The following is a 23,160-nucleotide window of genomic DNA, read 5'->3' on the forward strand; positions in this document are numbered from 1 at the left end:
CCAGCAGGCTAGGCTATCAGGAACACCGAAGTCAGACCTTGTCGTAAAGCTTAGAGCCAGAGGCCACAAACTCCCGCGATTTGGCCTGCATGCCGGCATCAATCGCCGATACCTCATCAATGCCCTTCTCTGCAGCGTAATCCCGCACTTCCTGCGAAATTTTCATCGAGCAGAACTTCGGTCCACACATGGAGCAGAAGTGGGCCACTTTGGCGGATTCCTTGGGCAAGGTTTCGTCGTGGTAGGCGCGGGCGGTGTCCGGGTCCAGGGCAAGGTTGAACTGGTCTTCCCAGCGGAACTCGAAGCGGGCCTTGGACAGGGCGTTATCGCGGATCTGGGCGCCTGGGTGGCCTTTGGCGAGATCGGCAGCGTGGGCGGCGATTTTGTAGGTGATGATGCCGGTTTTTACGTCGTCTTTGTTGGGCAGGCCCAGATGCTCTTTCGGGGTGACGTAGCAAAGCATGGCGCAGCCATACCAGCCGATCATCGCCGCGCCGATGCCGGAGGTGATGTGGTCATAGCCCGGGGCAATATCCGTGGTCAGCGGGCCGAGGGTGTAGAACGGCGCCTCGTCGCAGCATTCCAGCTGCTTATCCATGTTTTCTTTGATCAGGTGCATGGGCACGTGGCCAGGGCCTTCGATCATGCACTGAACATCGTGCTTCCAGGCAATCTTGGTGAGCTCTCCCAGGGTTTCCAGCTCGCCAAATTGTGCCGCGTCGTTGGCATCGGCAATGGAACCCGGGCGCAGGCCGTCACCGAGGCTGAAGGAGACATCGTAGGCCTTCATGATTTCGCAGATGTCTTCAAAGTGCTCGTACAGGAAGCTTTCCTTGTGGTGCGCCAGACACCACTTGGCCATGATCGAGCCGCCCCGGGAGACGATGCCGGTGGTGCGCTTGGCGGTGAGTGGCACGTGGTGTAAACGAACACCCGCGTGGATGGTGAAGTAATCCACGCCCTGCTCGGCTTGTTCGATCAGGGTGTCCCGGAAGATTTCCCAGGTCAGGTCTTCGGCCACACCGCCGACTTTTTCCAGGGCCTGGTAGATTGGCACGGTGCCGATGGGAACCGGGGAGTTGCGGATGATCCACTCGCGGGTTTCGTGGATGTTCTTGCCGGTGGACAGGTCCATCACCGTGTCGGAACCCCAGCGGATGCCCCAGGTCAGTTTTTCTACTTCGTCTTCGATGGACGAGGTCACCGCCGAGTTGCCGATGTTGCCGTTGATTTTCACCAGGAAGTTGCGACCGATGATCATCGGCTCGGTTTCCGGATGGTTGATGTTGGCGGGAATGATGGCGCGGCCCCGGGCCACTTCATCCCGAACAAACTCGGGGGTGATTTCAGGCGGCAGGTTGGCACCGAAGGACTGGCCGGGGTGTTGATCCACCAGCAAGCCATTGGCCCGGGCGTCTTGCAGCTTCATATTCTCCCGGATAGCAACGTATTCCATCTCCGGCGTAATGATGCCCTGGCGGGCATAGTGCATCTGGGATACGTTTCTTCCGGGCTTGGCGCGCAGTGGCTTTCGCTCGTCCATAAACCGCAGGGGATCAAGCTGAGGGTCTTTCATGCGGCGGCGGGTGAATTCGGAGGTGTAGCCGTCCAGTTGCTCTACATCGCCTCGCTCGGCAATCCAGACGGCGCGAACCGGCGGCAAGCCCTTACGCAGATCGATAGTGGCTTCCGGGTCTGTGTAGGGCCCAGAGGTATCGTATACCACCACCGGCGGGTTCTTTTCGCCACCCATTTCAGTGGGGGTGTCGCCCACGGTAATTTCCCGCATTGGCACCCGCAGATCGGGTCGGCTACCCTGCACGTATATTTTTCGTGAGCTTGGTAATGGTTTGATTGCTGCGGAGTCTACTTTTGCGGAGTCGCTGAGGTATGCTGGTAAGTCCGTCATGAAATGCTCCCGGTTGCTCTTGTGGTATCGGGTCGCGTATGACGGAGTTGCGACAAATAGCCCTACAGGCATGGTGTCGCGGTTCATCTGGCCTTAATCCCTACGCCGGTATTATCCGGATCAGGTCGCGGGTTCTGCGTTGCAATCTCAGCCGATCGCCGGTTTCCGGCAGATCAGCACCCCGTCAAGACGCGATTCTGAATTCTGTTGCTCACAAAATGAGTGGCATTCGCAAGTGTAGAGACGGCGGCCATTATTGTCCATAATGTGCCACCAATACCTTTTGGTCACTGCCGGAGCAGCCTTACACTCTGAATGTTGACTGTTCGATTCCTGTGTCCCGATAACGGATGCTCGGAGAGAGTTCTTCAGGAGAGACAATGAAAAAACGCTTATTTCCAGGACTGATCGCCCTGCTGGCAGCCCAGCCTGCCTTTTCTCTGGATCTGATGGAAACCTACGAGAAAGCCCTGTCTTATGACTCCGGCATTGCCTCTGCCATGGCACAGTTCCAGGCACAGCAGGCAACCAGCGATGTCAGCAAGAGCGCCCTGCTGCCCAAAATCTCGGCGGTTGGGTCAGCAAGCTACACACGTTTCGAGCCCAGGAATATACCCGGGGGGGCAAACGCCGATGAGCTGACGCGGCAACTCTTCTCGGGAGACAGTTATCGAACCTACCGCTACGGCGTCGAGCTGACCCAGCCACTGTTCCGGGCTCAAGACTGGTTCAGCTACGAAGCCAGCCAGTTCCAGGCCGAGGCGGCCGAGGCCCAGTACAACCTGGCCCAGCAACAACTGATTCTGGATGTGGCAACCGCCTACTTCGATGTCCTGCGCGCCAAGGACACCGTCACAACCGCAAAAGCGACTGAAACGGCCATCCAGCGCCAGTACGAACAGGCCCGGGAACGGTTTGACGTGGGGCTCATTGCCGTCACCGAAGTCTATGAAGCGCGTGCCAGCTACGACGATGCCAGGAGCCAGCGCATCGCCGCCGACAACGACCTGAATGTGGCCAGGGAACAACTGGCCCGGTTAACCGGAGAATATCCGGACGCCATGGAAAATCTCAGGCAGAATTTTCCGCTCGGGCGCCCGGAGCCCATGGATCCGACTTCGTGGGAAGCAACCGCGGTGGAGCAAAACTGGTCTATTCAGGCGGCCCTGAGGCAACTCAATGCCAGCGAAGCCAGCCTGAAAGCGGCAAAGTCCGGTCATTTGCCAACCCTTGAGCTGAGCGCCTCCTACCAGGAAACCAGTCTGGAGAACGCCCTTTTTACCCAGCAGGAGCGCAGCCAGTCCGTTGCCTCACTGTCACTGACCATCCCGCTCTACACGGGCGGCGGCACCCAGGCCGGCGTGCGCCAACAGCGCTCACTGGTCACCGTGGCCGAGCAGGACCTGAACACCACGCGCCGGGATGTGCAGGTGAACACCCGCAGCCTGTTCCTGACCGTGAACAACAACGTGGAGACAGCCTCTGCCCTTGAGCAAACCATCATCTCCCGCCGCAGCGCACTGGATGCGACTCGTGCCGGCTATGACGTAGGCACCCGCAACATAGTGGAAGTACTGGACGCGGAACGCGCCTTCTATGTTGCCCTGAGGGATTACGCCAATGCCCGCTATGATTACGTCATCAACTCCCTGCAACTGAAGCAGGCAGCCGGCACGCTCAGCCCGCAGGATCTGATTGACCTGAACAACTGGTTGAGCGAAGGCGCCCGGGGCATTGAAGCTCTGGCGGAAGAAGATAAAACGCTGGACAACCCAGCGCAGTAATTTCGACGCTGGATGAGAGGGAACGATGCCCGGGCAGCCGAAAGGCCCCGGGCATTACAACCTTTCGATAATCCCTTCCACGACCTTGTCCAAGGCGCCCCGGTTCTTGTTCACCACCATCAGGGCTCTCGCACCAAAGGCACGGCACTCCTCGGAGTCAGACATCAAGCCACTGATTGCCTCAGCCAGATCGTCACTCCCTTCAACCATCTGCACGCCGTGATCCGCCAGCAGGCGCTCGTAAATGGTTTCAAAGTTGAACACATGGGGCCCGGAAAACACCGGAATGCCCCAGGCAGCGGGTTCGAGAGGGTTGTGACCACCCCGCTCTATCAATGACCCACCTACAAAGGCGATATCACTCGCGCCATACAGCATCATCAATTCACCCATGGTGTCGCCCAGATAAACCTGCGCACTCTGCGGGCTTTGATTTTTTGAACGACGGGCGACACTGAGCCCCATCTCTTCAGCCATGGCTGCAACTGAGTCGAAACGCTCCGGATGCCGGGGCACAATAATCAGCAATGCGTCACTGTGATGCTCAAGAATGCGCTGGTGCGCACTGAGCAGCTGCTCGTCTTCGCCTCCGTGGGTACTGCCGGCAATCCAGACTTTCCGGCCCTCAAGTGTTTTCCGGACGACAGTGGATGCCTTTCGCACATCGTCGGGGATATCCACATCAAACTTGACGCTGCCGGTCACTTCAACCCGATGAGCGGCTACGCCGATGCGCTGAAATCGTTCGGCATCCCGCTCCGCCTGAGCAGCCACCCAGCTGATGCTTTTCATGACGGCGGCCGCAAACCGCCTCACTCTTTCATACCCCCGGGCAGAGCGCTCAGACAGGCGGGCATTGATCAGAAATACCGGCACATGGCGCCGCCGGCATTGGCGGATCATATTGGGCCAGATTTCCGTTTCGAGGATAACCAGAATGCCGGGGTTTACATGATTAAGAAACCGCCGGATGGACCCCGGCGTGTCGTAAGGAGCATAGGCATAGGCTACCCTGTCCCCAAACATCTTCCGCGCCTGGGCCAGGCCGGTGTCTGTCATGGCTGTCATCAAAATGGTGGCCCCAAGATCCTTGGCAAGCAGACGCCTCACCAGGGGGCCAGCTGCAATGGTTTCACCAACGGACACCGCATGCACCCATATCACCGGGCCGGACATATCCGGCACTCTGCCCAGGCGGTGCTGCCAGTCTTTGCGCAACGCAGGCGCCTTGCGGCCCTGCCACCAGAGCCGGATCAGGATAAATGGCAAGGCCAACCGGATAAGCTGGGAATAGATAAACTGAAACACGCAGGACTCCCGGCAAAACAGTGCGTTATCATAAAGCGAAATTTGTCGAGGGGGTGCATCTTGCCCCCGGGCTAAACGTTTGTCGATGCAGGATTCACGATTTTGAAAAAGAAGTACCGCAAGCTACCCAGAAACACCGACTACTCAGCTTACCGCCATCCCCGCTGGTGGCCAACCTGGCTGGGAATGGCCGTTATGTGGCTGGTCGCTCAGTTACCCATCCGCTTTCAATGGTGGCTGGGCAAACTTGTCGGTTTACTGGCGTGGAAACTGGCCAAAAGCCGCAGACACATTACCGAAGTGAACATTCGCCTGTGCTTTCCTGAGCTTCCGGCCCAACAGCAGGCAGCCTTGGTCAGAAACGCCTTCATTGCCAACGGTATCGGCCTGATGGAGTTGGGCATTGCCTGGTTCCGCGACCCGAAAAAGCTTACAAGCATGACTCAAGTTCACGGCCTGGAGCATCTTGAGCAAGCCCGGAAAGATGGACACGGCGTGCTGCTGCTTGGCGGCCATTACAGTACTCTGGACCTCGGCGGCAGCCTGGTGACCGAATACATTGAAGCGGATGTCATGCAGCGTGATCACAACAACCCATTGACCAATGCCGTTATGACCCGGGCCCGGGGTCGGCGCTACGGCACCGTGCTTGGCTCCAAAGATCTCCGGGGACTATTCCGCAGCCTCAAAAATAACCGTACGGTCTGGTATGCCACAGACCAGGACTACGGGCGCAAAGACATCGTATTCGCACCCTTTTTCGGCATTCCGGCCGGCACCATCACCGCCACGTCCCGGATCGCGGAGCGCAGTAAATGCAGGGTTGTTCCGTTCAGCCACTTCCGCCGCGAAGACAAGCCCGGCTACGACATCTACTTTCACCCACCACTGGACGACTTTCCCAGTGGGAATGACCTGGAGGATGCCACCCGCATCAATGCCATCCTGGAACAGGAGATCCGAAAGGCTCCAGACCAATATCTGTGGATGCATCGCCGCTTCAAAACCCGGCCAGACGAAAACGACCCCGGATTTTATGGGCGGGCACGCAAGAAAAAGAGGTAGAAAGTGAGCGCAGAAACCCAGGCACCGGTCATCTGGCTGATCACGGATAACAAGCCAGGCCACAAGAACCAGCTCAAAGGGCTGGGGAACCGCCTGCGAGTGCTCACGGGCGCGGCTGTTTACTGGGTCAACGCAGAAGACTACTCCGTTCCTTTATGGCGAGCGGTGCTGGGGCTGGCTCCGGTCATGGATACCGCTCTACCGCCTCCGGCATTGATTGTTGCTGCAGGCACCGGTACACATCGTCTTCTATTGGCTTTGCGCCGCTATCGAAAGGCCCGCACCGTTATTCTGATGAAGCCAGCCTTCCCTCTCGCCTGGGTAGACGCTGCCATTATTCCGGCCCACGACGAGGTGAAAGCATCCAAAAACGTCCTGATCACCGAAGGCGTCATCAATTCGGTGACGCCCCTTGCCAGGTTAACCACCAAACCGGAAGCACTGATACTCGCAGGCGGGCCATCACCCCACTTCGACTGGGACAGCGATGCCATTCTCTCGCAGATCAGCGATCTGATTGCGCGATACCCCCAATGGCGATGGACCATCAGCGATTCACGCCGGACACCAGAAACCCTTGCGGCCCGGCTCGACGAACTGCAAGGCCCCAAGATTACCGTCATCCACCACGGCAGCACCCACGACAGCTGGTTGAACCATCAGCTGGCCGCCTCAAAGGCGACATGGGTAACCCCCGACAGCGTCTCAATGGTGTGCGAAGCTGTGACCTCCGGCGTGCCCACCGGCTTACTGGATTTGCCCGCCCGCCCGGGTAGTCGAGTCGCCAGCGGCATCAAGCGACTGGCGGAGCTGGGGCTTGTCGCCCACTGGAGCGACCACGCCAGCGTAATGAACGAGCAGGTAGAACGCCATGCCCGGCTATGGGAAGCGGACCGCGCCGCCCGCTGGTTAATTGACCGGTTTCGGGTAAGCCCCGGCAACACCCCAAAGGAGCACCGTCATTGAGAATACTTCAGGCACTTCCTGCACTTTACAGTGGCGGCGTAGAACGGGGCACCGTGGAGTTTGCCGCCGAACTGGTCAAGCGCGGCCATGAGTCTTTTGTAGTCTCCAATGGCGGGCCGATGGCTGAACAGGTGCGTGGTCAGGGCTCAACCCACATTCACATGCCCATTCACCGAAAAAGCCTCGCCTCCTTCGGCCAGATTTTACCTATGCGGCAATTACTGCAGGACCTCAAGCCCGATATCGTTCATGTGCGCTCGCGCATGCCGGCATGGATCGTTCACCTGGCCCTGAAGACCTTGCCGAACGACCAACGGCCGGCGATTGTTTCCACCTTTCACGGCATGTACTCGGTGAATCCTTACAGTGCCATCATGGCCAAAGCCGACCACGTGATTGCGGTATCGAATTGCGTAAAAGACTATGTACTCAATAACTTTCACGTTCCGGAAGACCAGCTGACGGTCATCCAGCGCGGAGTGGATGTGGATGCCTTCCGTGACCGCGCCATCAACGAACAGTGGCTGGACATCCTGCTATCTCGCTTCCCTCAACTGGCTGGCAAGAAAGTCATCATGATGCCGGGACGGATTTCCCGCTGGAAAGGCCAAATGCACTTTCTGGAGGCAATGGAAAGAATTGTCCGCCACCGCCCCGATTGCCACGGCATTATCGTCGGGGGTGCAGAACCCGGAAAGGAGCGCTTCCTTCAGGAACTGGAAAAAGAACGGAGCCGGCTGCAGCTGACCGACAAAGTGACTTTCCTTGGCCAGCGCAACGACATGACCAACCTTTACCTGTTCGCAGATGTCGTGTGCCACATGTCCACCAAGCCGGAACCTTTCGGGCGCACAGTCACCGAGGCTCTTGCCTCCGGCACACCGGTCGTTGCCTACAACCGGGGAGGGGCGGCGGAAACATTACAGGCTTGCTTCCGGGATGGACTGGTGGCACCAGATGATGCCGGGGCATTCGCCAGCACGGTGTTGGCATTGCTGGATAAACCCCGGCCAGAGATTGAGTTGCCGGAGCGGTTTTTGTTGCGGGCGCAGACGGAGGGGACTTTGGGGGTTTATGAGAAGGCTCTTCGGGAGCGCCCAAGTTGAGAATCGCATTGTTGCTGGCTACGCCCGGTAGCGGCTGGGGCGGCATGGAAAAACACTGCACCGAACTTGCACAAGAGCTTGTGGAACTGGGGCATGACGTCCACGTTCTGGCCCATAGCAACTATCAGGACAAGTTCCCTGAGCCAGTCCGCTTTCACCCCTGCCCTATGACCCTGGGGCGAAGAAACCCATGGCTTCGCTGGAAGCTCCGGCGCACGTTGCAGCATATCCGCCCAACCATCGTGCATGCCCATGGCAATAAGGCAGCCACCCTGGCCGCACTCACAAAACAGCCTCACTGGCAAACGATCGGCACGGTTCACGGAACGAAATCCAACGTCCGCCCGTTTACCTCACTCGATAAAGTCATTGCGGTGAGCCAGGCTATCTATGATCAGATTCAGCATCCCAGAAAGTATCTGATCTACAACGGGGTAAAACAACCGGACAGCTCCCCGGTCACTTTTCCCCTCAAGGGCTTCATCAAGGTTGTTGCTGCAGGACGACTCGAGCCAGTAAAGGGATTCGACAAACTCATCCAGGCCTGGGAGAGAGTCTGCTACATCACTCCTGAGGCACACCTGACAATCTTTGGGGACGGAAGCCTCAAAGGGCAGCTGAACGAGCTGGCGAAATCACATGGACTCATCAACTCAGTAACCCTCGCAGGCTTCCATACCGATATCGGGAGCATCCTTCAGAGCGCAGATCTTCTGGTGATAAGTTCTGAACGCGAAGGTTTCCCGTACATCCTGGCAGAAGCGCTTGTGGCTGGCTGCCCTGTAATCTCAACCCCAGTGTCAGGGTGCAGGGAACTGCTACCAGATACCGCTCTTGCAAGCGACACCACCACCGAAGCCATCGCGGAACTTCTATTCAGCGCCATCGAGAATATCGATGCATTGAGGGAGAGTCAGGAAGAGCTCTTCCGGTACGCGAACACACACTTGACATCCGGCGCAATGGCCGGATCTACGGTTGCGGCGTATCAGGCCTGAAGGATGACTGTTTTAACCCCGCCATAACCCGCGCTGCGACCAACTCGTGCCCGAATGCGGAAAGATGCGTTCCATCATCCATCAGCGCTCTACACCGGGCAGACCAAAGATCCTCGTACGCATCCGCGTAAACTGCATTCGATCTATCCTCAGCGATTTGGCGCAAAGCATCGTTGTACTGTTTGATTCGGGGGTTACGAGGCTCGTCGAGATTTGGAGAAGTCGCCACCAGCACAAACACTGTATCCGGAGCCGAGCTGACTACTTTCTGAATATTGCGGACATATTCCGGCAAGGGAACCTGTTCCACCGCTCCAAACCTGTCCTGAATCTGCCACTTGCGTGCCCACTTCTTGAACTTTTTCACCATCTTCCTGGCAATCTTTCGCCGGAGGCTATCCGGATAATAAAGTACGTAGGGTGCCCCTTTGAAGGTCAGCCAGGAGTCGACCAATCCGTATTGAATAAAGGCTACTGAATAGTTTGAAGCCGGATAATCCTCGTTGTAAAACAACAGCTCGCGGGTTGTGCTCATGGTATGCCCGCAGTTTTTGAGCTGCAGGGACAGGGTATCGCAGACGATTTCCGGCCAAAGCTTTACCGGGGTATCTTTCAGCCCCTCAGTATTGCAATCACCATAAGCTACCGCCCTTTTCATAAGATTTTTCCTGTTCGAACCACATGCCCAAGCCAAGCATGCATAATACGCACATTAAATCACCAACGTTGCATCAGAATGGTCACTCTGAATCTTAACAACTGTAAGCCGTTTGCTCAGGGCTATAACCGCTACTGCTTCCAACACCCGAACAACCCGGACAGGTGCGTGAAGGTTATCCGGCCAGAGAACATCAAAGCCCGTTATCGCCGTCAATCTCCGGTAAAACGAGTTCTCGGTACAGCACGACTGAACGATAACGTCCAGGAGCTGAAAGCCCACTCACAACCGGCCATCCGCAAGCTCATCAGCGCAGGAAAGGAAGCCATCCTCTGGACACACTTGCCCCGATTCTACGGCAGCGTTGAAACCACGTTGGGCACCGCCAATGAGAGCGAGATTATTCGATGCGCTGACGGTTCCGTAGCCCCGACGCTGGAATCACTGATTCGTGGCAAAAAGGTAACTCCTGAGCTTCAGGAAGCAATCAGCCGATTTGAAGCCTGGCTGGCAGATACCCGTATTCTCACGCGCAACCTTCTGCCCCACAACCTGGTCGTCACCGACCGCTCCGGCCAATCGGAGCTCTTTCTGGTGGATGGCCTGGGGGCGCCGACCATTCCACAGGCTTTGGCAGGGGTGCCCGGGTGGAGCAAGCGTTACATCACCAGAAAAATTGCCCGGTTCCATACAAGATTGGCCTGGGAGCAAGATAATCGAGGTTTATCCTGGGAAGATTTCCAACGCTTAAGATAAAACCACGCCGCGCCCCATGGTAAGATAACGGGCACTTTTATCTGCAAAACTGGCAACTTTCACAACCCGGAGTGCACATATGATTCATCCCGTCATTATGGCCGGAGGCACCGGCTCTCGCCTTTGGCCCCTGTCCAGGCAACTGAACCCGAAACAGTTCCTGAAGTTGACGGATGATCGATTGTCCATGCTGCAACTCACGGTTGCCCGGCTGGATGGTATGGAGTCTGCAGATCCTCTGCTGATCTGCAATGAAGAGCACCGTTTTCTCGCTGCAGAACAAATGCGCCAGGCGGGCTATAAAGATGCGCGGATTATCCTGGAACCTTGCGGACGCAACACGGCTCCGGCAATTGCTCTGGCCGCCCTGCAACTGACCAAAGCTGCTGGTGAAGATTCTGCCGACCCACTGATGCTGGTGCTTGCCGCTGACCACCTGATTCAGGATGTCACCGCCTTTCAACAAGGCATACAAAAAGCGGTTCCGCTGGCGCAACAGGGCAACCTTGTCACCTTCGGCATTGTGCCAAGTCATGCCGAAACCGGCTACGGCTACATTCAGCAGGGCCAGGCGCTCGAACCCGGTAGCTACAGTGTTAATCGGTTTGTTGAAAAACCCGACCTGACGACTGCCCAGGGGTACCTTGCTTCTGGCGACTATCTCTGGAACAGTGGCATGTTCATGTTCGGTGCGCGCCAATACCTCGCAGAGCTACAGAAGTATCGCCCGGAGATTCTCGCCATCTGCCAGGCGGCGGTGGACAACGCCAACGAAGATATCCACTTCACCCGCATTAACGAAAGCATCTTTGCCGATTGCCCCGAAGACTCCATTGACTATGCCGTTATGGAAAAGACCCGCAATGCGGCTGTCGTATCGCTGGACGCTGGCTGGAGCGACATCGGCTCCTGGTCTGCACTCTGGGAAGTGTCAGAGAAAGACACTAACGGCAACAGCTTTGGCGGCGACGTCATCGCCCACGATACCGAGAGCACCCTGGTGAGGGCGGAAAGCCGACTGGTTGCAACCGTCGGGGTAAAGGACCTGGTGATTATCGAAACCAAAGATGCCCTGCTGGTCGCCCACAAGGATAAGGTTCAGGACGTTAAAAAGGTGGTCGAGCGCATCAAAGGCGATGGCCGTCACGAGCATATGAATCACCGGGAGGTTTACCGTCCCTGGGGCGTTTACGACTCCATCGACAACGGCCAGCGCTACCAGGTAAAACGCATAACAGTGAAACCAGGTGCCAAGCTTTCAGTACAGATGCATCACCACCGGGCTGAACACTGGATTGTGGTCAGCGGCACGGCCAAAGTAACCAATGGGGAAAAAACCTACCTGGTGACCGAAAACCAGTCCACTTACATTCCTGTGGGCCAGATTCACTCACTGGAAAATCCCGGTGTGATAGATCTTGAATTGATCGAAGTTCAGTCCGGTTCCTACCTCGGGGAAGATGATATTGTGCGGCTCGAAGACGTTTACGGCAGAGGCTAACGCCACTTTGCACATACATTGCCAGCCAATGGAAGAGACGTACGTTAGCGGAAAGCCCGGACTTAGCTACCTAACAAAAAACCGTTAATATCGGACTTCTTTGGGGTTCCAGCTCCCCTAAATTACCGGAGTTCGAAACATCATGCGACGCCACACTCTTTCCGCGCAAAGAACCGCCTGGGCATCCTGGTTTATCTTTGCTAACGGGGTTATCGCACTTCTGATCGGGCTGCGTTACTTACCCTGGATGCACATCCCCGATACCAGCACCGCAGCCTATGTTGGGCTTCTTCTCCCCGGCCAGTTTGCATTACTGGCGTGGCTAAGCGGGCTCCCGCTCTTAGCCCTGGCCCTTATATTACCCGCCAAACGTGCACTGACCGTGTTTGCGATTATTTACGCCAGCGCGGGCATTGCGCTTCTGGCAACCGACACTGCAGTCTACTCTCTCTATCGTTTTCACCTTTCGTCCTTTGTTTTGGAGCTGGCGCTTCGTGGTGGCAGTGAAATCTTTGCGTTCTCCTGGCAGTTCTGGGCGTCCACCCTGGGCATTGTCTTCGGCATTGTCATTATTGAAACCATCATAGCCGTCCTGCTATGGCGCAGACGCCCTCGCGGTCTGTGGTTAGCAGCCAGCTTTGCAATCATGATCGGGCTGCAGGTTGGCGCTCATGCCTGGCATGCATGGGCCGACGCAAACTACGACTCCCGAGTGACCGGCATCACCCGACACGTTCCGCTTTATTATGGCGCCACCGCCAAGCGGTTCATGAATAAACACGGATGGGTTGACCAGCAAAAAGCCCGAGATAATCAGTCCGCCCAAGGGCTGGCACCTTCCAATCATACAGGGCCGCTCAACTACCCGACTCAGCCACTGCAATGCTCGGAACCTGCCCGCAAACTGAATGTTCTGATGATCGTCATAGACGGGGCTCGATGGGACATGCTCGACCCGCGCTGGATGCCCAACATTTATGAATTCGCTCAGAATAACCTGACGTTCGAGCAGCATTACAGCAACGGAAACGCCACTAAGCCCGGCATTTTCACCCTGTTCTATTCGTTGCCCGCCAGTTATTGGGACGCCTTCACCGCGAGCAAAAAACCGCCGGTTACCATCAGCAGAATGCAGGAGCTGGGCTATCAAACCAAAGTACTGGGTTCTGCCACGCTGGTAAGCCCAGCATTTGACCAGAATGTATTCTCGTCCATAAAAAACCTTCGTCTCAAAACACCTGGTAACCACCCATGGGACAGGGACCGCCGGATTACCGAAGACTGGTTGGAATTCACCGAGCATGAACTTGACCCAGCCAACCCGTTCTTCGGCTTTCTATTTTATGACACCCCCCACAACCATATGGTGCCGGACGATTACCCTGTGAAATTCCAGCCCTACTGGGAGTCCGTCAACAAGCTGCAACTCGATGCAGACTTCGACCCCGAGCTCATCAAAAATAACTACAAATCCACCCTGCACTTCGCGGACAATTTGATCGGCAGCGTTCTTGACGACCTTATGGGCCGAGACCTGCTTGATCACACCGTCGTTATGATTACCGGCGACCACGGCCAGGAGTTTAACGACTATGGGAAAAATTACTGGGGACATGGCAGCAACTTCGGCGACTATCAGCTTAGGGTGCCAATGGTGGTACACTGGCCCGGCAAACCGGCACAACGAATTGATTACAGAACCGAGAATTTTGATATAGCTCCAACGCTTATGGGTGACTTGCTGGGTTGTCAGAGCTCAGACCCAAGCCATTACGCTACCGGAAATGGCTTGCTCGAACCTCAAGAACGCCCATGGAGCATAGCCCATAGTTATATGGACTATGCGCTTTTGACGAAAGAGCTGGCCGTCGTTACCCATGCTTCTGGTAATGTTGATGTCGTAAGCCGGAGTTTGGAGCCGGTCCGGAATTATGAGCTCAAGCCCTCTATAGCCATTCGGGTTCTGGAGGAAATATCTCGGTTTTATGAATAACTGTCATATCAAGGTACGCGAATACTACTTATGAAGCTTTCTGTGATCATCAGCACCTACAACTCACCTGAGTGGCTGGAAAAAGTCCTGTGGGGATACAGCGCACAAACCCACAAGGATTTTGAGATCATCATTGCAGATGATGGTTCAAAAGGTGAAACACGTCAGCTTATTGATCGCATGAGAGATGAGACCGATCTCACGTTAACCCATGTATGGCAGGAGGATGACGGTTTTCAGAAGTGCCGAATCCTGAATAAAGCGGTTCTCACATCTCAGGCAGAGTATCTGATTTTCACCGATGGCGACTGTATTCCTCGCAATGACTTTCTTGAGGTGCATGCAACCGAAGCAGAGCCTGGCTATTACCTGTCAGGCGGCTATCACAAGCTGCCCATGGAGACGAGCAAAGCGATAACTCGTGAAGATATTCTGGCCGGGCGGTGTTTCGAACTCGAATGGCTCAAAGCGCATGGCCTTGGTTCCACGTACAAGAACAGCAAGCTCACTGCTCGTGGCTGGAAAGCCCGATTGTTCAACACCCTAACCCCAACACGCTGCCGCTTCAAAGGCTCCAATGGATCAGCGTGGAAAAAAGATGTGCTTGCAGTTAACGGCTTTGATGAAACCATGGCCTATGGTGGTGAAGACAGAGAGTTTGGAGTTCGGTTGGTTAATCTGGGCATCAAACCGAAACATGTCAGGTATAACGCGATAGTTATTCATCTCGATCATGCGAGAGGATATGTTGATCCCGATACTGTCAAGGCAAACAAGGAACACAGAATCCGGATTGAAAACCAAGGCATCACCCAAACGCCACATGGTATCAATTTACACATCGGCGAGCCCCGAAAAGGAGCGATCTCTTGATATTTTTCGTTTTCTCCTACAATCGCGGGCCTCATCTCCGAAACTGTGTCGAATCGATTGAAATCTGCGCCCCGAAACATCGCATCATCATCTATGACGACGCCAGTAATGATCCTGAGACTATTCAGATTCTGGGCGAGATCGCGAAAAAGCACGAAGTGCGCACCAGAGATGATAAAAAATCCGGCGACCAGCACGGAGCTCTCTATACGAACATGCAGAGGGCGATTGATTCCTTGGAAGAAGTCACGCTGATATGCTTTCTCCAGGATGATACGCAGCTAATACGACCTATTGATGATCAGGATCTGGAATTTCTAAACAACCAGTTCAATCAATTCCCGAATGCAGGGTTTCTAGCACCCGTCTTTCAGAAGCGAATTACTCGTCAGCGGACGCTGGATCGATTTATATATCGCGATGATCGTGAAGTTTACGTCTGCGAGCACCGTAGCAATAAACAGGTGGCAGGCGTTTATTACTCCGACATCTCCGTAACCAGGAGCGACCGCTTGCGTTCAGCCGACTGGAAGTTCGTACCGGGAGAGTTTGAGAACGAACAGCAGGCAAAACGGAGTTTTCTGGAAATGGGTTACCTTTTTGCACCGTTTGCCATGTGGCTACCCAATCCGCCTGCTTACCGAAACAAGAAAAAAAGCTTCACATTCCGGCTTGCTGAAATCGTCAATAAGGCGGGTTTTTATCCCTTCAACATAATGGACGAGGCCGCAATACAAAGGCTGCGTAGCCGGCCAACAGATCAGGTTCCAATCGCGGAAGACTTCCTGACAGTAAAAGTAAAAGGCCTTAAATCACCATGGATTTATGATCCCTTAAGGCGGTATCGACTTCTCCGTAAACTGGCGAAAATCGAGGCTTTCATCAAGCGAATCCGGCAAAATTCAGATTAGCGCCCCAAGCGCTCTCGTGCCATGGCGATCAGTGATTCTGCAGTTTCTTGATTTAACTTTAGCTCTTGATAACCGTTAGGCCGACTACTTGCAAATAGTTGGTCGCAGAAGACAGGTCCCGATCCTCTATAGGTTTCTCCGCTAAGATGCCTTGGGCAAAAAAAATGGCTTGGAAGAACCGTTAAGTCACTATAACCCATTTCTCGAACCGTCTCGGTCAAAACTCTCGGACCAACTGTTTTCCAGGCAGCAACTGGTTTATGTTTCAACTTGTACCAGACAAACTTGCTTGCCAAGTACTTGCTGGAAAGGAACTTTTCCAGTAGTTGCCCAATCAACCGATCACCAGGGCGGGAGGCAAAATAACCGTTAGCAATTAGGCCCGGGGAAATCAGTTCATTTTCCCAGCACGCAAATGCGGTGCAATCAAACAACCAGTCTGGCAAAGGAGAAAGGGCTATTGAATCAGCATCCAGAGCAAACCCCCCCTCGTTAAAAAGTATTTCCCACCGCATTAAGTCTGCCACGCCGAAAAGCTGCCCTGTTTTCCACATCGCATCCATGTGTCGTTTGGTTTGCCATGGAAATTCATCGTATTCCCGATTCCCCCACACCTTTAATGTAAACTCGGGATTCAATGACCGCCACGTTTCAAAACAGGCATCTGGGCGGCGACTTTCATCACCCACCCAAATAAAGTGAAAGCATTTTGGAATATTAGACAATTCAAACCACCTACTCAGCCATGCCAAGCCTGCCGTTAAGATTTCTTCTGACCCGAATTAAGAGATTTCCTGAACTTGAAATTATGAACCTCCCGCCGAAGTTTCCCCTTGATCAAATACCAACGCCAGCGAAGCCGCATCAAACCTTTTCTCAAGTCTTTGGTATTAAAGCCCGTGTCGATAGCAGACTCAAATTCCGGGTTGTTGGTCACGCACGCTTGCTCAACGCCAAAGCACTCGACACCGTTGTCCCAAAACTGATCCATTTCAATATCAACCGGCTCGGCCCAGGTGCCCGCATACTGCAGAAACTTCCTTGCCGCAGAGGGCCTTAAAAAGTATCCGGTGGCACTTTTATGTCCCCTGAGAAACTTGCAAACCGTTACGCCGCTTTGATCAAAGACTCTTAACCTTTCCGTGTTCCTGGATCTGCTGTCAAACAGCCTGACACACTCAATAGTCTCTGGAAGAGCTGGGCAAACACTGAGGAACCGCAAAAATGATTCCTCAAAAATTTGTGCGTCATCCTCCAGAACAATGAGCGGCTTGTTGGACTCAGAGCAGCGCTGCCACACCAGGTAGTGACTGGCATAACAGCCCAAATGTCCTGCAGTAAGCGGAATTTCTCCAATACGCTTCGCCTTCCGTGCATCGAACCTTGAAAACAGCTCATGTCCTTTCTTGCCATCCACAGCATCAAAGAAGTGAAAGTCTACGCCAAGGTGCGAAAACTGTGCCTTAATCGCTTCTCGGCGCTCAACCGCCCTGAGAAGGCTGATGACAATTATTTCAGGCTGATCATTCATCATACTATTCCTAAAGAGAAACGAACCCGCGCCAAAAACTAGCGCTTGAACCATCGCCTGAGAGCAACTTCAAGATTGTTGAGCTGCTTATAAAACCGCAATCCCGTTAATGGATTATAGGTCCAGGGCTTAGGTGGATCTTTGGGAGTACACTCAAGAAATTCCTCGGCCACGGGCAACTTTTGGTCGGGTACAGATCTGATTTCTTTTGCCCGCCCCTCAGACCAAATCCGAAAAGGATAGAAACCCACCCCTTTCTTACGCTCTGCGAGCTTCAGTCCCAAGGTTTTATTCTTTCCCCGATATGCAGGAACTTCAGGCAGCCACATTGCGAAAGGCAGCCACATGTACGCCATCATCCCGAAAAGCGACTTTGCCTGTTGGTCATTGGCAGGTTCGGACTGCTTGAATTGCCAGCCTGCCACGATAAGTCTCTCCGGACGAAAAACAACCAGATCAGAGTAGTGAATACCTGCACTCTGGCCCGTGTCCTTCCTGAAGAAAAATTCGGCTGATGGTCCCTGTAATGGTGTTATCGGCCGTTTCGTCAGGTCGACACCTCGAATGAAGCAAGGATGAATAAACCCAAGACTTTCCGTATCGTCAAACAGCTGATCCAGAGCGATGAGATCTTCTGGTGAAATAGGTCGAACAACTTGCGTATCATCCTGAAGAAAACAAACAAGGCGACGACTCTGAAATCGTGTAAGCGCCGAGTTCATATTATGATAGAGACCGCCATGCTTAATGCTGCCCTCTTTCTCCGGTTTGATTACCTCACAGGTGCCCGAAATAGTGTTCAGATACTCGCAGGTTTCGGAGTCAGTGCTGTTGTCATCAAAAATGGCAATATCTGCGTCTGGGATGCATCGCAGAATCGAATCAACACAATTTCGGAGAAATTTCCCGCGGTTGAAGGAAAATATACATACGACTATTCGGTTATCGAACATAAGCCTCCCCAGCCCCGTTTTGTTTCTTCACCCCAGCATGAGCGGAACAGGCCCATGACCACACAAAAACCAAAGGAAGCCAACCAATCAACCAGACTGGGTGCAGCGAAATCAGCAAGGTATATTCATCCGTGAAGGTGAGCATCACAAAGAGTGCAAGAAGCGCCAACAAGTGAAATTTTACCAGAGGATTGACTGTCGCCTTAATAGCCCAGAGCGCCGGCAATCCCAATAAAGCGAGTTGAAATGCAACGCCAATGACACCCGTTTCAGCCCAAACCCCAAGCCAGATATTGTGCGGATGGGATATATCAAGCCCCAAAGGCTCAAGATACTGACGCGAGGCATCCATCAACTTGAAGTCCATTCCCGCACCGTTGCCAAACCAGAGAGACTCCGGCGGGTAGGACGCGTAAGCCTCCCAAATGTCAAAGCGATGTGCATCGCCCCTCTTGAATAGCTGTTCAATCAAGGGTTCAAATCCCACGAGTGACTGAACACTTACTACGATTATGGCGCCCGCAATGACAACACCAAATGCGGTCAAGTACGGGCGGAATCTGGCCGCAAGAACAACAACAAAAAACGCCAAATAGGCGCACATTGTCAGAATGGGAGCCCGACTCTTGGTCATTATCACAAATACGCAGGTAGCAACAATCACCAGGGCAGCGAAAAACACTTCGGCCGGCTGTATTGGCTCATTTTTATGCAACATGATGAACAAGCCAATTGCCATGAGCACAATCGCTATCGACGCGCCTTGAATAGGGTGTTCCAGCATGCCCAAACCACCCGTCCTCAACCTCCCAAACTCAGGCAACGGATCAGTTGCCAGTCCTGCGAGAGAACCGAGAAGTGCAGCGCACAGAAACACATATCCCCATACCGCTCTGTAACGAACGATACTGGACATCCACAGCCGGAATGCAAGCATGCCAAAGGCAGCTTCTACGCCCCACCGTGACGCCTGCCAGTCATCCTTAACAGGGCCACTCCCCACAAACCATGTAGAAACAGACATATAGGCACAGAAAAGGATAAAAACAGCGATAAACGGTTCTTTCAGATCAACCAGATCCCGCCTATGCAAAGCCAGGTATGCGGTGAGAGGTAAGATCAAAGCGTGAAAAAAGGTTCTGAATACCACCTCAGGCGCAGATACACTTAAGAAAAGCCAGATACCGAACAGAAACCCCAATCGACCAAACCATACAGCCGTCATTTCACGACCACTGGAAACCTGCCCCATGTCTACAACACCCTGCATAGGTCGTCAGCCCGCCTGCAATTGACGAATCAAAGGATCTATATAAGCACTGGGCGCCCAACTCTCTCGCCCACTAGCCTGCGAATGAATCGTAATGTAGTGCACGCTGGGATCCCCACGCATCGAGGTCACCGTGTGAATAACCTTTTCAGGATCGCTGGTATCAAATATGTAACGACTTGATACTGGGTTACGCCATTCGACCTCACTGGCGTCGCACTGACACGCCAGAAACGCTTTGTAGTAGCCGAATTCGGACCACCTTCTGGGAGGTTGATCCAGAAGCACCTGCCACCAACGTTTTCTGCTACCCCTCTCCAGAAAATTCAGGGCCGCACGCAAAAGCCTCTGATCAAAAACAAAAGGCGTGTCAAAATAGACGTTAACCTTTCGGTCAGCGTTGACGGCCCCTGCCATTGCCTCTGAAACTGCCACCCAGTTAGCCACCTTCCCCTTCAAGTCAGTTCGGGATTTCCAGTCAGCAAAGCACACTGACCCTGAAGTCGATACAAAATCATCGACTTGCGCACCCGGCGTAACGTACACATCCGAATCAATGATCACGGCCAGATCACAATCAAGCTCACTCGCCAGCTTCAACTTGCACAGTTGCTGGGTATGCCACCCGGTATAGGATGGCCATATTGGCCACGAAATGAGGCGTTTCAGGCTCCCAAAAATCTTGGTCAGGCCCCGCCCAAACCTTGAAGAAAGGTTTCGGGCCCTCACGCGGATTGCTTCCACCTCGGGAGGCAAAACGTCTCGCGTCGACAGAAGGTGCAAACCGGGTGTGTCGGCAAACTCTCGGAACAGTTCGAGATCCTCATGCTGAACCACTACATAGTGTGGCAGGTGGCTCAAACCGGAATGCTCAAGCGAAGCTCGCATCAATCGGAAATGCTCGAAATCACCAGCCCACGTCGGTGTAATCAGAACCGTTCTCTGGAGGCGACTCATGAGAGGTTGCCCTGCTTCCTATCCCGCCACCGAGACTGCCATACCCGTAGCCTGGTCCTGAGCTTACTCCGGGCTTCATTACCGGAATATCGGCCTTTGGCAACGTGGCGAATCCTGTAAACACCAGGAATCTGAATGGGCACGCCCTGGCTCTGCAGTAACCACCGGAAGGCTCGATCTTCATGGCATTTGGCGAAGTTTTCTACCGGCTGTTGATACAACCCGATGTTTCGGCAATAGCCCACGGCTCGACACACATCACCATGGGCAATCTGAAGCGGGCCGGTGGCTTTGACGATGTTTCTGGTGGTGAAGGAACCGATATCGATATCAAGGACTTGCGGCCCCGTGGTACCCGCTTGCAACAGGGGGTTATCCTCGGCCAACAAGTCGGTTGTGTGCTCTTGTTCGGGAAACAGCAAGGCGTCCTGGCGGCCCTGAAGTGCCGCAGCGAGAGCATCTAAACAGCCATCGCGAAACATGAGATCACAATCGGTAAACCACACCCAGTCGGCGGTTGTAGCCAGTGCTGCCCGGTTTCGGCCAATGCCGCGACGGAATAGTTCCTGTTTCGCGATTGGCTGCCAGTTCCAAGTAATACCGGGAGCCACTTGGTCACCAAAAAAGGCAAGGAGTTCGGCAGTTTTCTTGTCCTCCGGACTGTAGAAAACCGTCATGGTGACATCCAGCTCTTTTGGCGGGAACAGCACCAGAGAGCTCAGTTGGTAAACCAGAAAATGGGAATAGTTCCAGCAATGGCTGACCACCTCCAGTTTGAGGTGGCCGGTGCGCGCAGCTCGCTTGTCCTTTGGCGGCAGGTCAGGCTCGAACCACCGTGCAGGAATCCAGCCACCGGCTGCAAACCGGAAAAAGGCGAGTTTAATAAGGTTCCACATAGTTCGGGCCCGGGCAACGTCATGTAAAAACCCGCGAATTCTATCATGGCCAAGCTTCAAAAGCCGACAACCGTGCTGTTACAAAGCGTCAATCACCTTGTGCGGTGTTGGTGACAATGTTACTTTTTCGGCCCTGTTTCTACCTCAAATGGAAAGATTTCGTGACTGGCAAGCTCATCAAAGTCGTTTTTCGCCTGCTGTCTTTTCTGGGCCTGCGCAAGGCTCAGCGCCTGGGCAGGCTTCTCGGCAGCCTTGCCTGGAAACTTGAAGGGCGCTCGGTCGAAACCACCCGCAAAAACCTTCGAGTCTGTTATCCGGATCTTTCGGAGGAACATATTGAGGCCATGGGCCGCGAGAGCCTGCGTGAAACCGGCGCAACCGCGCTGGAGCTTCCAATAATGTGGGAGTGGCCCGTGGAGCGCTGCCTCGGCTTGATCCGCGAGATTGAAGGGGAAGAGCTACTCGCTGATTATCAATCTGGCAAACAAGGCCTGCTGTTACTGGCACCGCACCTGGGCAACTGGGAGCTCACCGGGCTGTTCTTTGCGTCACGTTACAAGATGGCAGCGCTTTACAGCCCGCCAAACCAGGCCGGCTTCGAAGAGTACATGAAAGCGGTACGCAGTCGCAGCGGGTCCGAACTGGTCGCCACTGACCGGCGCGGTATTATGCGGCTGTTCAGCATTCTTCGGGAGGGCGGTGTCGTCGGCATCCTGCCAGACCAGACACCACGAAAAGAAGGCGGCGAGTTTGCACCTTTTTTCGGCATCCCGACCATCACCATGACACTGGCCTCCAAGCTGATCCACAAAACCGGCGCGAGACCCTTGGTCACCTATGCCCAACGATTGCCCGACGGGCAAGGTTTCAAAATGGTCATTCGGGAAGCCGAGCCGGGGATGGCATCACAGGACATGAGCGAGTCGCTTGCTGCACTTAATCGCTCGGTTGAAAAGTGCATCGCCGATGTTCCGGTTCAATACCAATGGGAATACAAACGTTTTCGCAGGACAGCTCCGGGCGAGACGCCGGTTTACTGATCTGCCCCGTCATAACCCGCCATAAACGCCTGCCATAAACGGTGCCTTAACGAATCATCAACGTCACCCAGGCATTTAGTGACAGAACGTTGCAACCGGCCGATGTTTGCGGCTTTCCAGCGGTCACCCTGCATTGGCGGCACGATTTTTCCGCGGTCAAAGTCAATCAGATACACCGCTCTCCCTGCCACCAGAATGTTCATGCAGTTTAGGTCCGCATGATAAACCCTTGCATCGTGGAAGCGCCGCACACAACCCCCGACTGCTTTCCAAACGCGCAAACAATCAGCGCCGGAGTAATCGGTTAGCGGCGCTGCTTCGGGAATCCGGCGAATGATGATGGAGGCACGATAGAGCAAACCGGCCTGGCGCTGATAACCGGCGGCAACCGGTTCGGGAACGGGAAACCCCTGGCGATAAAGCTGATCAAGTAATCGAAACTCAGCAAAGGACCGAACGCGATCCTCTCCGGTATAGACATACTCGCTACGGATGAAGCGCCCCGGCAGGCCACCTCGGGAAAATTGCCTCAACACCAGGTCGCCCACCGGTGAGTGAACAAACCAGGCCGAGCCACGGCCGCCTTTTGTTACTGGAACTGCCCGTTCTGCCCAAAACTCCGGGTTAAACCACTGTTCCGAGAAATCCGCCACATACGAACGGGCCACCAGATTGACTCCGGTGG

Annotated in this window: 21 protein-coding genes and 1 riboswitch; of the genes, 11 read left to right on the forward strand and 10 right to left on the reverse strand. The window is 54.4% G+C overall.

Annotated features, from left to right (window positions below; all coding sequences use genetic code 11):
• Positions 1-31: 31 nt before the first annotated feature.
• Positions 32-1,909, reverse strand: coding sequence for a phosphomethylpyrimidine synthase ThiC (gene thiC, locus QPL95_RS14975; protein ID WP_303291802.1), 1,878 nt, complete (start codon positions 1,907-1,909; stop codon positions 32-34).
• Between the two features lie 80 nt (positions 1,910-1,989).
• A riboswitch (TPP riboswitch) is annotated at positions 1,990-2,103 on the reverse strand.
• 186 nt (positions 2,104-2,289) lie between these two features.
• Here thiC and QPL95_RS14980 point away from each other — a divergent pair.
• A complete protein-coding gene (locus tag QPL95_RS14980; protein ID WP_303291803.1) occupies positions 2,290-3,693 on the forward strand; it encodes a TolC family outer membrane protein in 1,404 nt (467 codons plus the stop codon).
• Positions 3,694-3,747: 54 nt separating this feature from the next.
• Here QPL95_RS14980 and waaA read toward each other — a convergent pair whose 3' ends face one another.
• On the reverse strand, positions 3,748-5,001 hold the full coding sequence (waaA, locus tag QPL95_RS14985; RefSeq protein ID WP_303291804.1) for a lipid IV(A) 3-deoxy-D-manno-octulosonic acid transferase: 1,254 nt from the start codon (positions 4,999-5,001) through the stop codon (positions 3,748-3,750).
• A gap of 102 nt (positions 5,002-5,103) precedes the next feature.
• Here waaA and lpxL point away from each other — a divergent pair, with 102 nt between their 5' ends.
• The 4 genes from lpxL to QPL95_RS15005 are packed head-to-tail and all read left to right on the forward strand — an operon-like array spanning position 5,104 to position 9,136.
• Positions 5,104-6,066 carry an LpxL/LpxP family Kdo(2)-lipid IV(A) lauroyl/palmitoleoyl acyltransferase gene (gene lpxL, locus QPL95_RS14990; RefSeq protein ID WP_303291805.1) on the forward strand — a complete coding sequence of 321 codons (963 nt, stop codon included), beginning with the start codon at positions 5,104-5,106 and terminating at the stop codon, positions 6,064-6,066.
• 3 nt (positions 6,067-6,069) lie between these two features.
• Positions 6,070-7,032 (forward strand): mitochondrial fission ELM1 family protein, encoded by a 963-nt coding sequence (locus tag QPL95_RS14995; protein ID WP_303291806.1) that lies wholly within the window; start codon positions 6,070-6,072, stop codon positions 7,030-7,032.
• Entirely contained in the window at positions 7,029-8,138 is a 1,110-nt protein-coding gene (locus QPL95_RS15000) for a glycosyltransferase family 4 protein (protein ID WP_303291807.1), read from the forward strand. The genes QPL95_RS14995 and QPL95_RS15000 overlap by 4 nt, the downstream gene beginning before the upstream one ends.
• Positions 8,135-9,136 (forward strand): glycosyltransferase, encoded by a 1,002-nt coding sequence (locus tag QPL95_RS15005; RefSeq protein WP_303291808.1) that lies wholly within the window; start codon positions 8,135-8,137, stop codon positions 9,134-9,136. The genes QPL95_RS15000 and QPL95_RS15005 overlap by 4 nt, the downstream gene beginning before the upstream one ends.
• On the opposite strand, the gene QPL95_RS15010 is transcribed toward QPL95_RS15005, so the two are convergent.
• On the reverse strand, positions 9,111-9,794 hold the full coding sequence (locus QPL95_RS15010; RefSeq protein ID WP_303291809.1) for a GDSL-type esterase/lipase family protein: 684 nt from the start codon (positions 9,792-9,794) through the stop codon (positions 9,111-9,113). The two genes, QPL95_RS15005 and QPL95_RS15010, sit on opposite strands and share 26 nt — an antisense overlap.
• A gap of 78 nt (positions 9,795-9,872) precedes the next feature.
• On the opposite strand from QPL95_RS15010, the gene QPL95_RS15015 reads away from it, so the two are divergent.
• From QPL95_RS15015 to QPL95_RS15035, 5 genes are all read left to right on the forward strand, one after another.
• On the forward strand, positions 9,873-10,550 hold the full coding sequence (locus QPL95_RS15015) for a YrbL family protein (protein ID WP_303291810.1): 678 nt from the start codon (positions 9,873-9,875) through the stop codon (positions 10,548-10,550).
• A 79-nt stretch (positions 10,551-10,629) separates the two neighbouring features.
• Entirely contained in the window at positions 10,630-12,051 is a 1,422-nt protein-coding gene (locus QPL95_RS15020) for a mannose-1-phosphate guanylyltransferase/mannose-6-phosphate isomerase (protein ID WP_303291811.1), read from the forward strand.
• A 142-nt stretch (positions 12,052-12,193) separates the two neighbouring features.
• Positions 12,194-14,044 carry a DUF3413 domain-containing protein gene (locus QPL95_RS15025; RefSeq protein ID WP_303291812.1) on the forward strand — a complete coding sequence of 617 codons (1,851 nt, stop codon included), beginning with the start codon at positions 12,194-12,196 and terminating at the stop codon, positions 14,042-14,044.
• 42 nt (positions 14,045-14,086) lie between these two features.
• Positions 14,087-14,917: a glycosyltransferase family 2 protein gene (locus QPL95_RS15030; RefSeq protein ID WP_303291813.1), complete on the forward strand. Its 831-nt coding sequence runs from the start codon at positions 14,087-14,089 to the stop codon at positions 14,915-14,917.
• Positions 14,914-15,828: a glycosyltransferase family A protein gene (locus tag QPL95_RS15035; RefSeq protein WP_303291814.1), complete on the forward strand. Its 915-nt coding sequence runs from the start codon at positions 14,914-14,916 to the stop codon at positions 15,826-15,828. Before QPL95_RS15030 ends, QPL95_RS15035 begins: the two co-directional genes overlap by 4 nt.
• Here QPL95_RS15035 and QPL95_RS15040 read toward each other — a convergent pair.
• From QPL95_RS15040 to QPL95_RS15065, 6 genes are read right to left on the reverse strand one after another with little or no spacing between them, the layout of a single operon-like run.
• Positions 15,825-16,553, reverse strand: coding sequence for a glycosyltransferase family 32 protein (locus tag QPL95_RS15040; protein ID WP_303291815.1), 729 nt, complete (start codon positions 16,551-16,553; stop codon positions 15,825-15,827). The two genes, QPL95_RS15035 and QPL95_RS15040, sit on opposite strands and share 4 nt — an antisense overlap.
• Positions 16,554-16,588: 35 nt before the next feature.
• A complete protein-coding gene (locus tag QPL95_RS15045) occupies positions 16,589-17,359 on the reverse strand; it encodes a glycosyltransferase family 25 protein (RefSeq protein WP_303291816.1) in 771 nt (256 codons plus the stop codon).
• Positions 17,360-17,397: 38 nt separating this feature from the next.
• Complete coding sequence (locus QPL95_RS15050) at positions 17,398-18,312, reverse strand: glycosyltransferase (RefSeq protein WP_303291817.1); 915 nt, start codon at positions 18,310-18,312, stop codon at positions 17,398-17,400.
• Positions 18,302-19,582 (reverse strand): O-antigen ligase, encoded by a 1,281-nt coding sequence (locus tag QPL95_RS15055; RefSeq protein ID WP_303291818.1) that lies wholly within the window; start codon positions 19,580-19,582, stop codon positions 18,302-18,304. The genes QPL95_RS15050 and QPL95_RS15055 overlap by 11 nt, the downstream gene beginning before the upstream one ends.
• Before the next feature lie 6 nt (positions 19,583-19,588).
• On the reverse strand, positions 19,589-20,539 hold the full coding sequence (locus QPL95_RS15060) for a DUF6492 family protein (protein ID WP_303291819.1): 951 nt from the start codon (positions 20,537-20,539) through the stop codon (positions 19,589-19,591).
• Positions 20,536-21,435, reverse strand: a complete 900-nt coding sequence (locus tag QPL95_RS15065; protein ID WP_303291820.1) for a glycosyltransferase family A protein — start codon at positions 21,433-21,435, stop codon at positions 20,536-20,538. Before QPL95_RS15065 ends, QPL95_RS15060 begins: the two co-directional genes overlap by 4 nt.
• Positions 21,436-21,596: 161 nt before the next feature.
• On the opposite strand from QPL95_RS15065, the gene QPL95_RS15070 reads away from it, so the two are divergent.
• Entirely contained in the window at positions 21,597-22,475 is an 879-nt protein-coding gene (locus tag QPL95_RS15070) for a lysophospholipid acyltransferase family protein (protein WP_303291821.1), read from the forward strand.
• Here the strand turns inward: QPL95_RS15070 and QPL95_RS15075 are convergent.
• On the reverse strand, positions 22,469-23,143 hold the full coding sequence (locus tag QPL95_RS15075) for a 3-deoxy-D-manno-octulosonic acid kinase (RefSeq protein WP_303291822.1): 675 nt from the start codon (positions 23,141-23,143) through the stop codon (positions 22,469-22,471). The two genes, QPL95_RS15070 and QPL95_RS15075, sit on opposite strands and share 7 nt — an antisense overlap.
• Positions 23,144-23,160: the final 17 nt, after the last annotated feature.

Origin of the sequence: Marinobacter sp. SS5-14b (assembly GCF_030541005.1) — a bacterium.
Taxonomy (GTDB): domain Bacteria; phylum Pseudomonadota; class Gammaproteobacteria; order Pseudomonadales; family Oleiphilaceae; genus Marinobacter.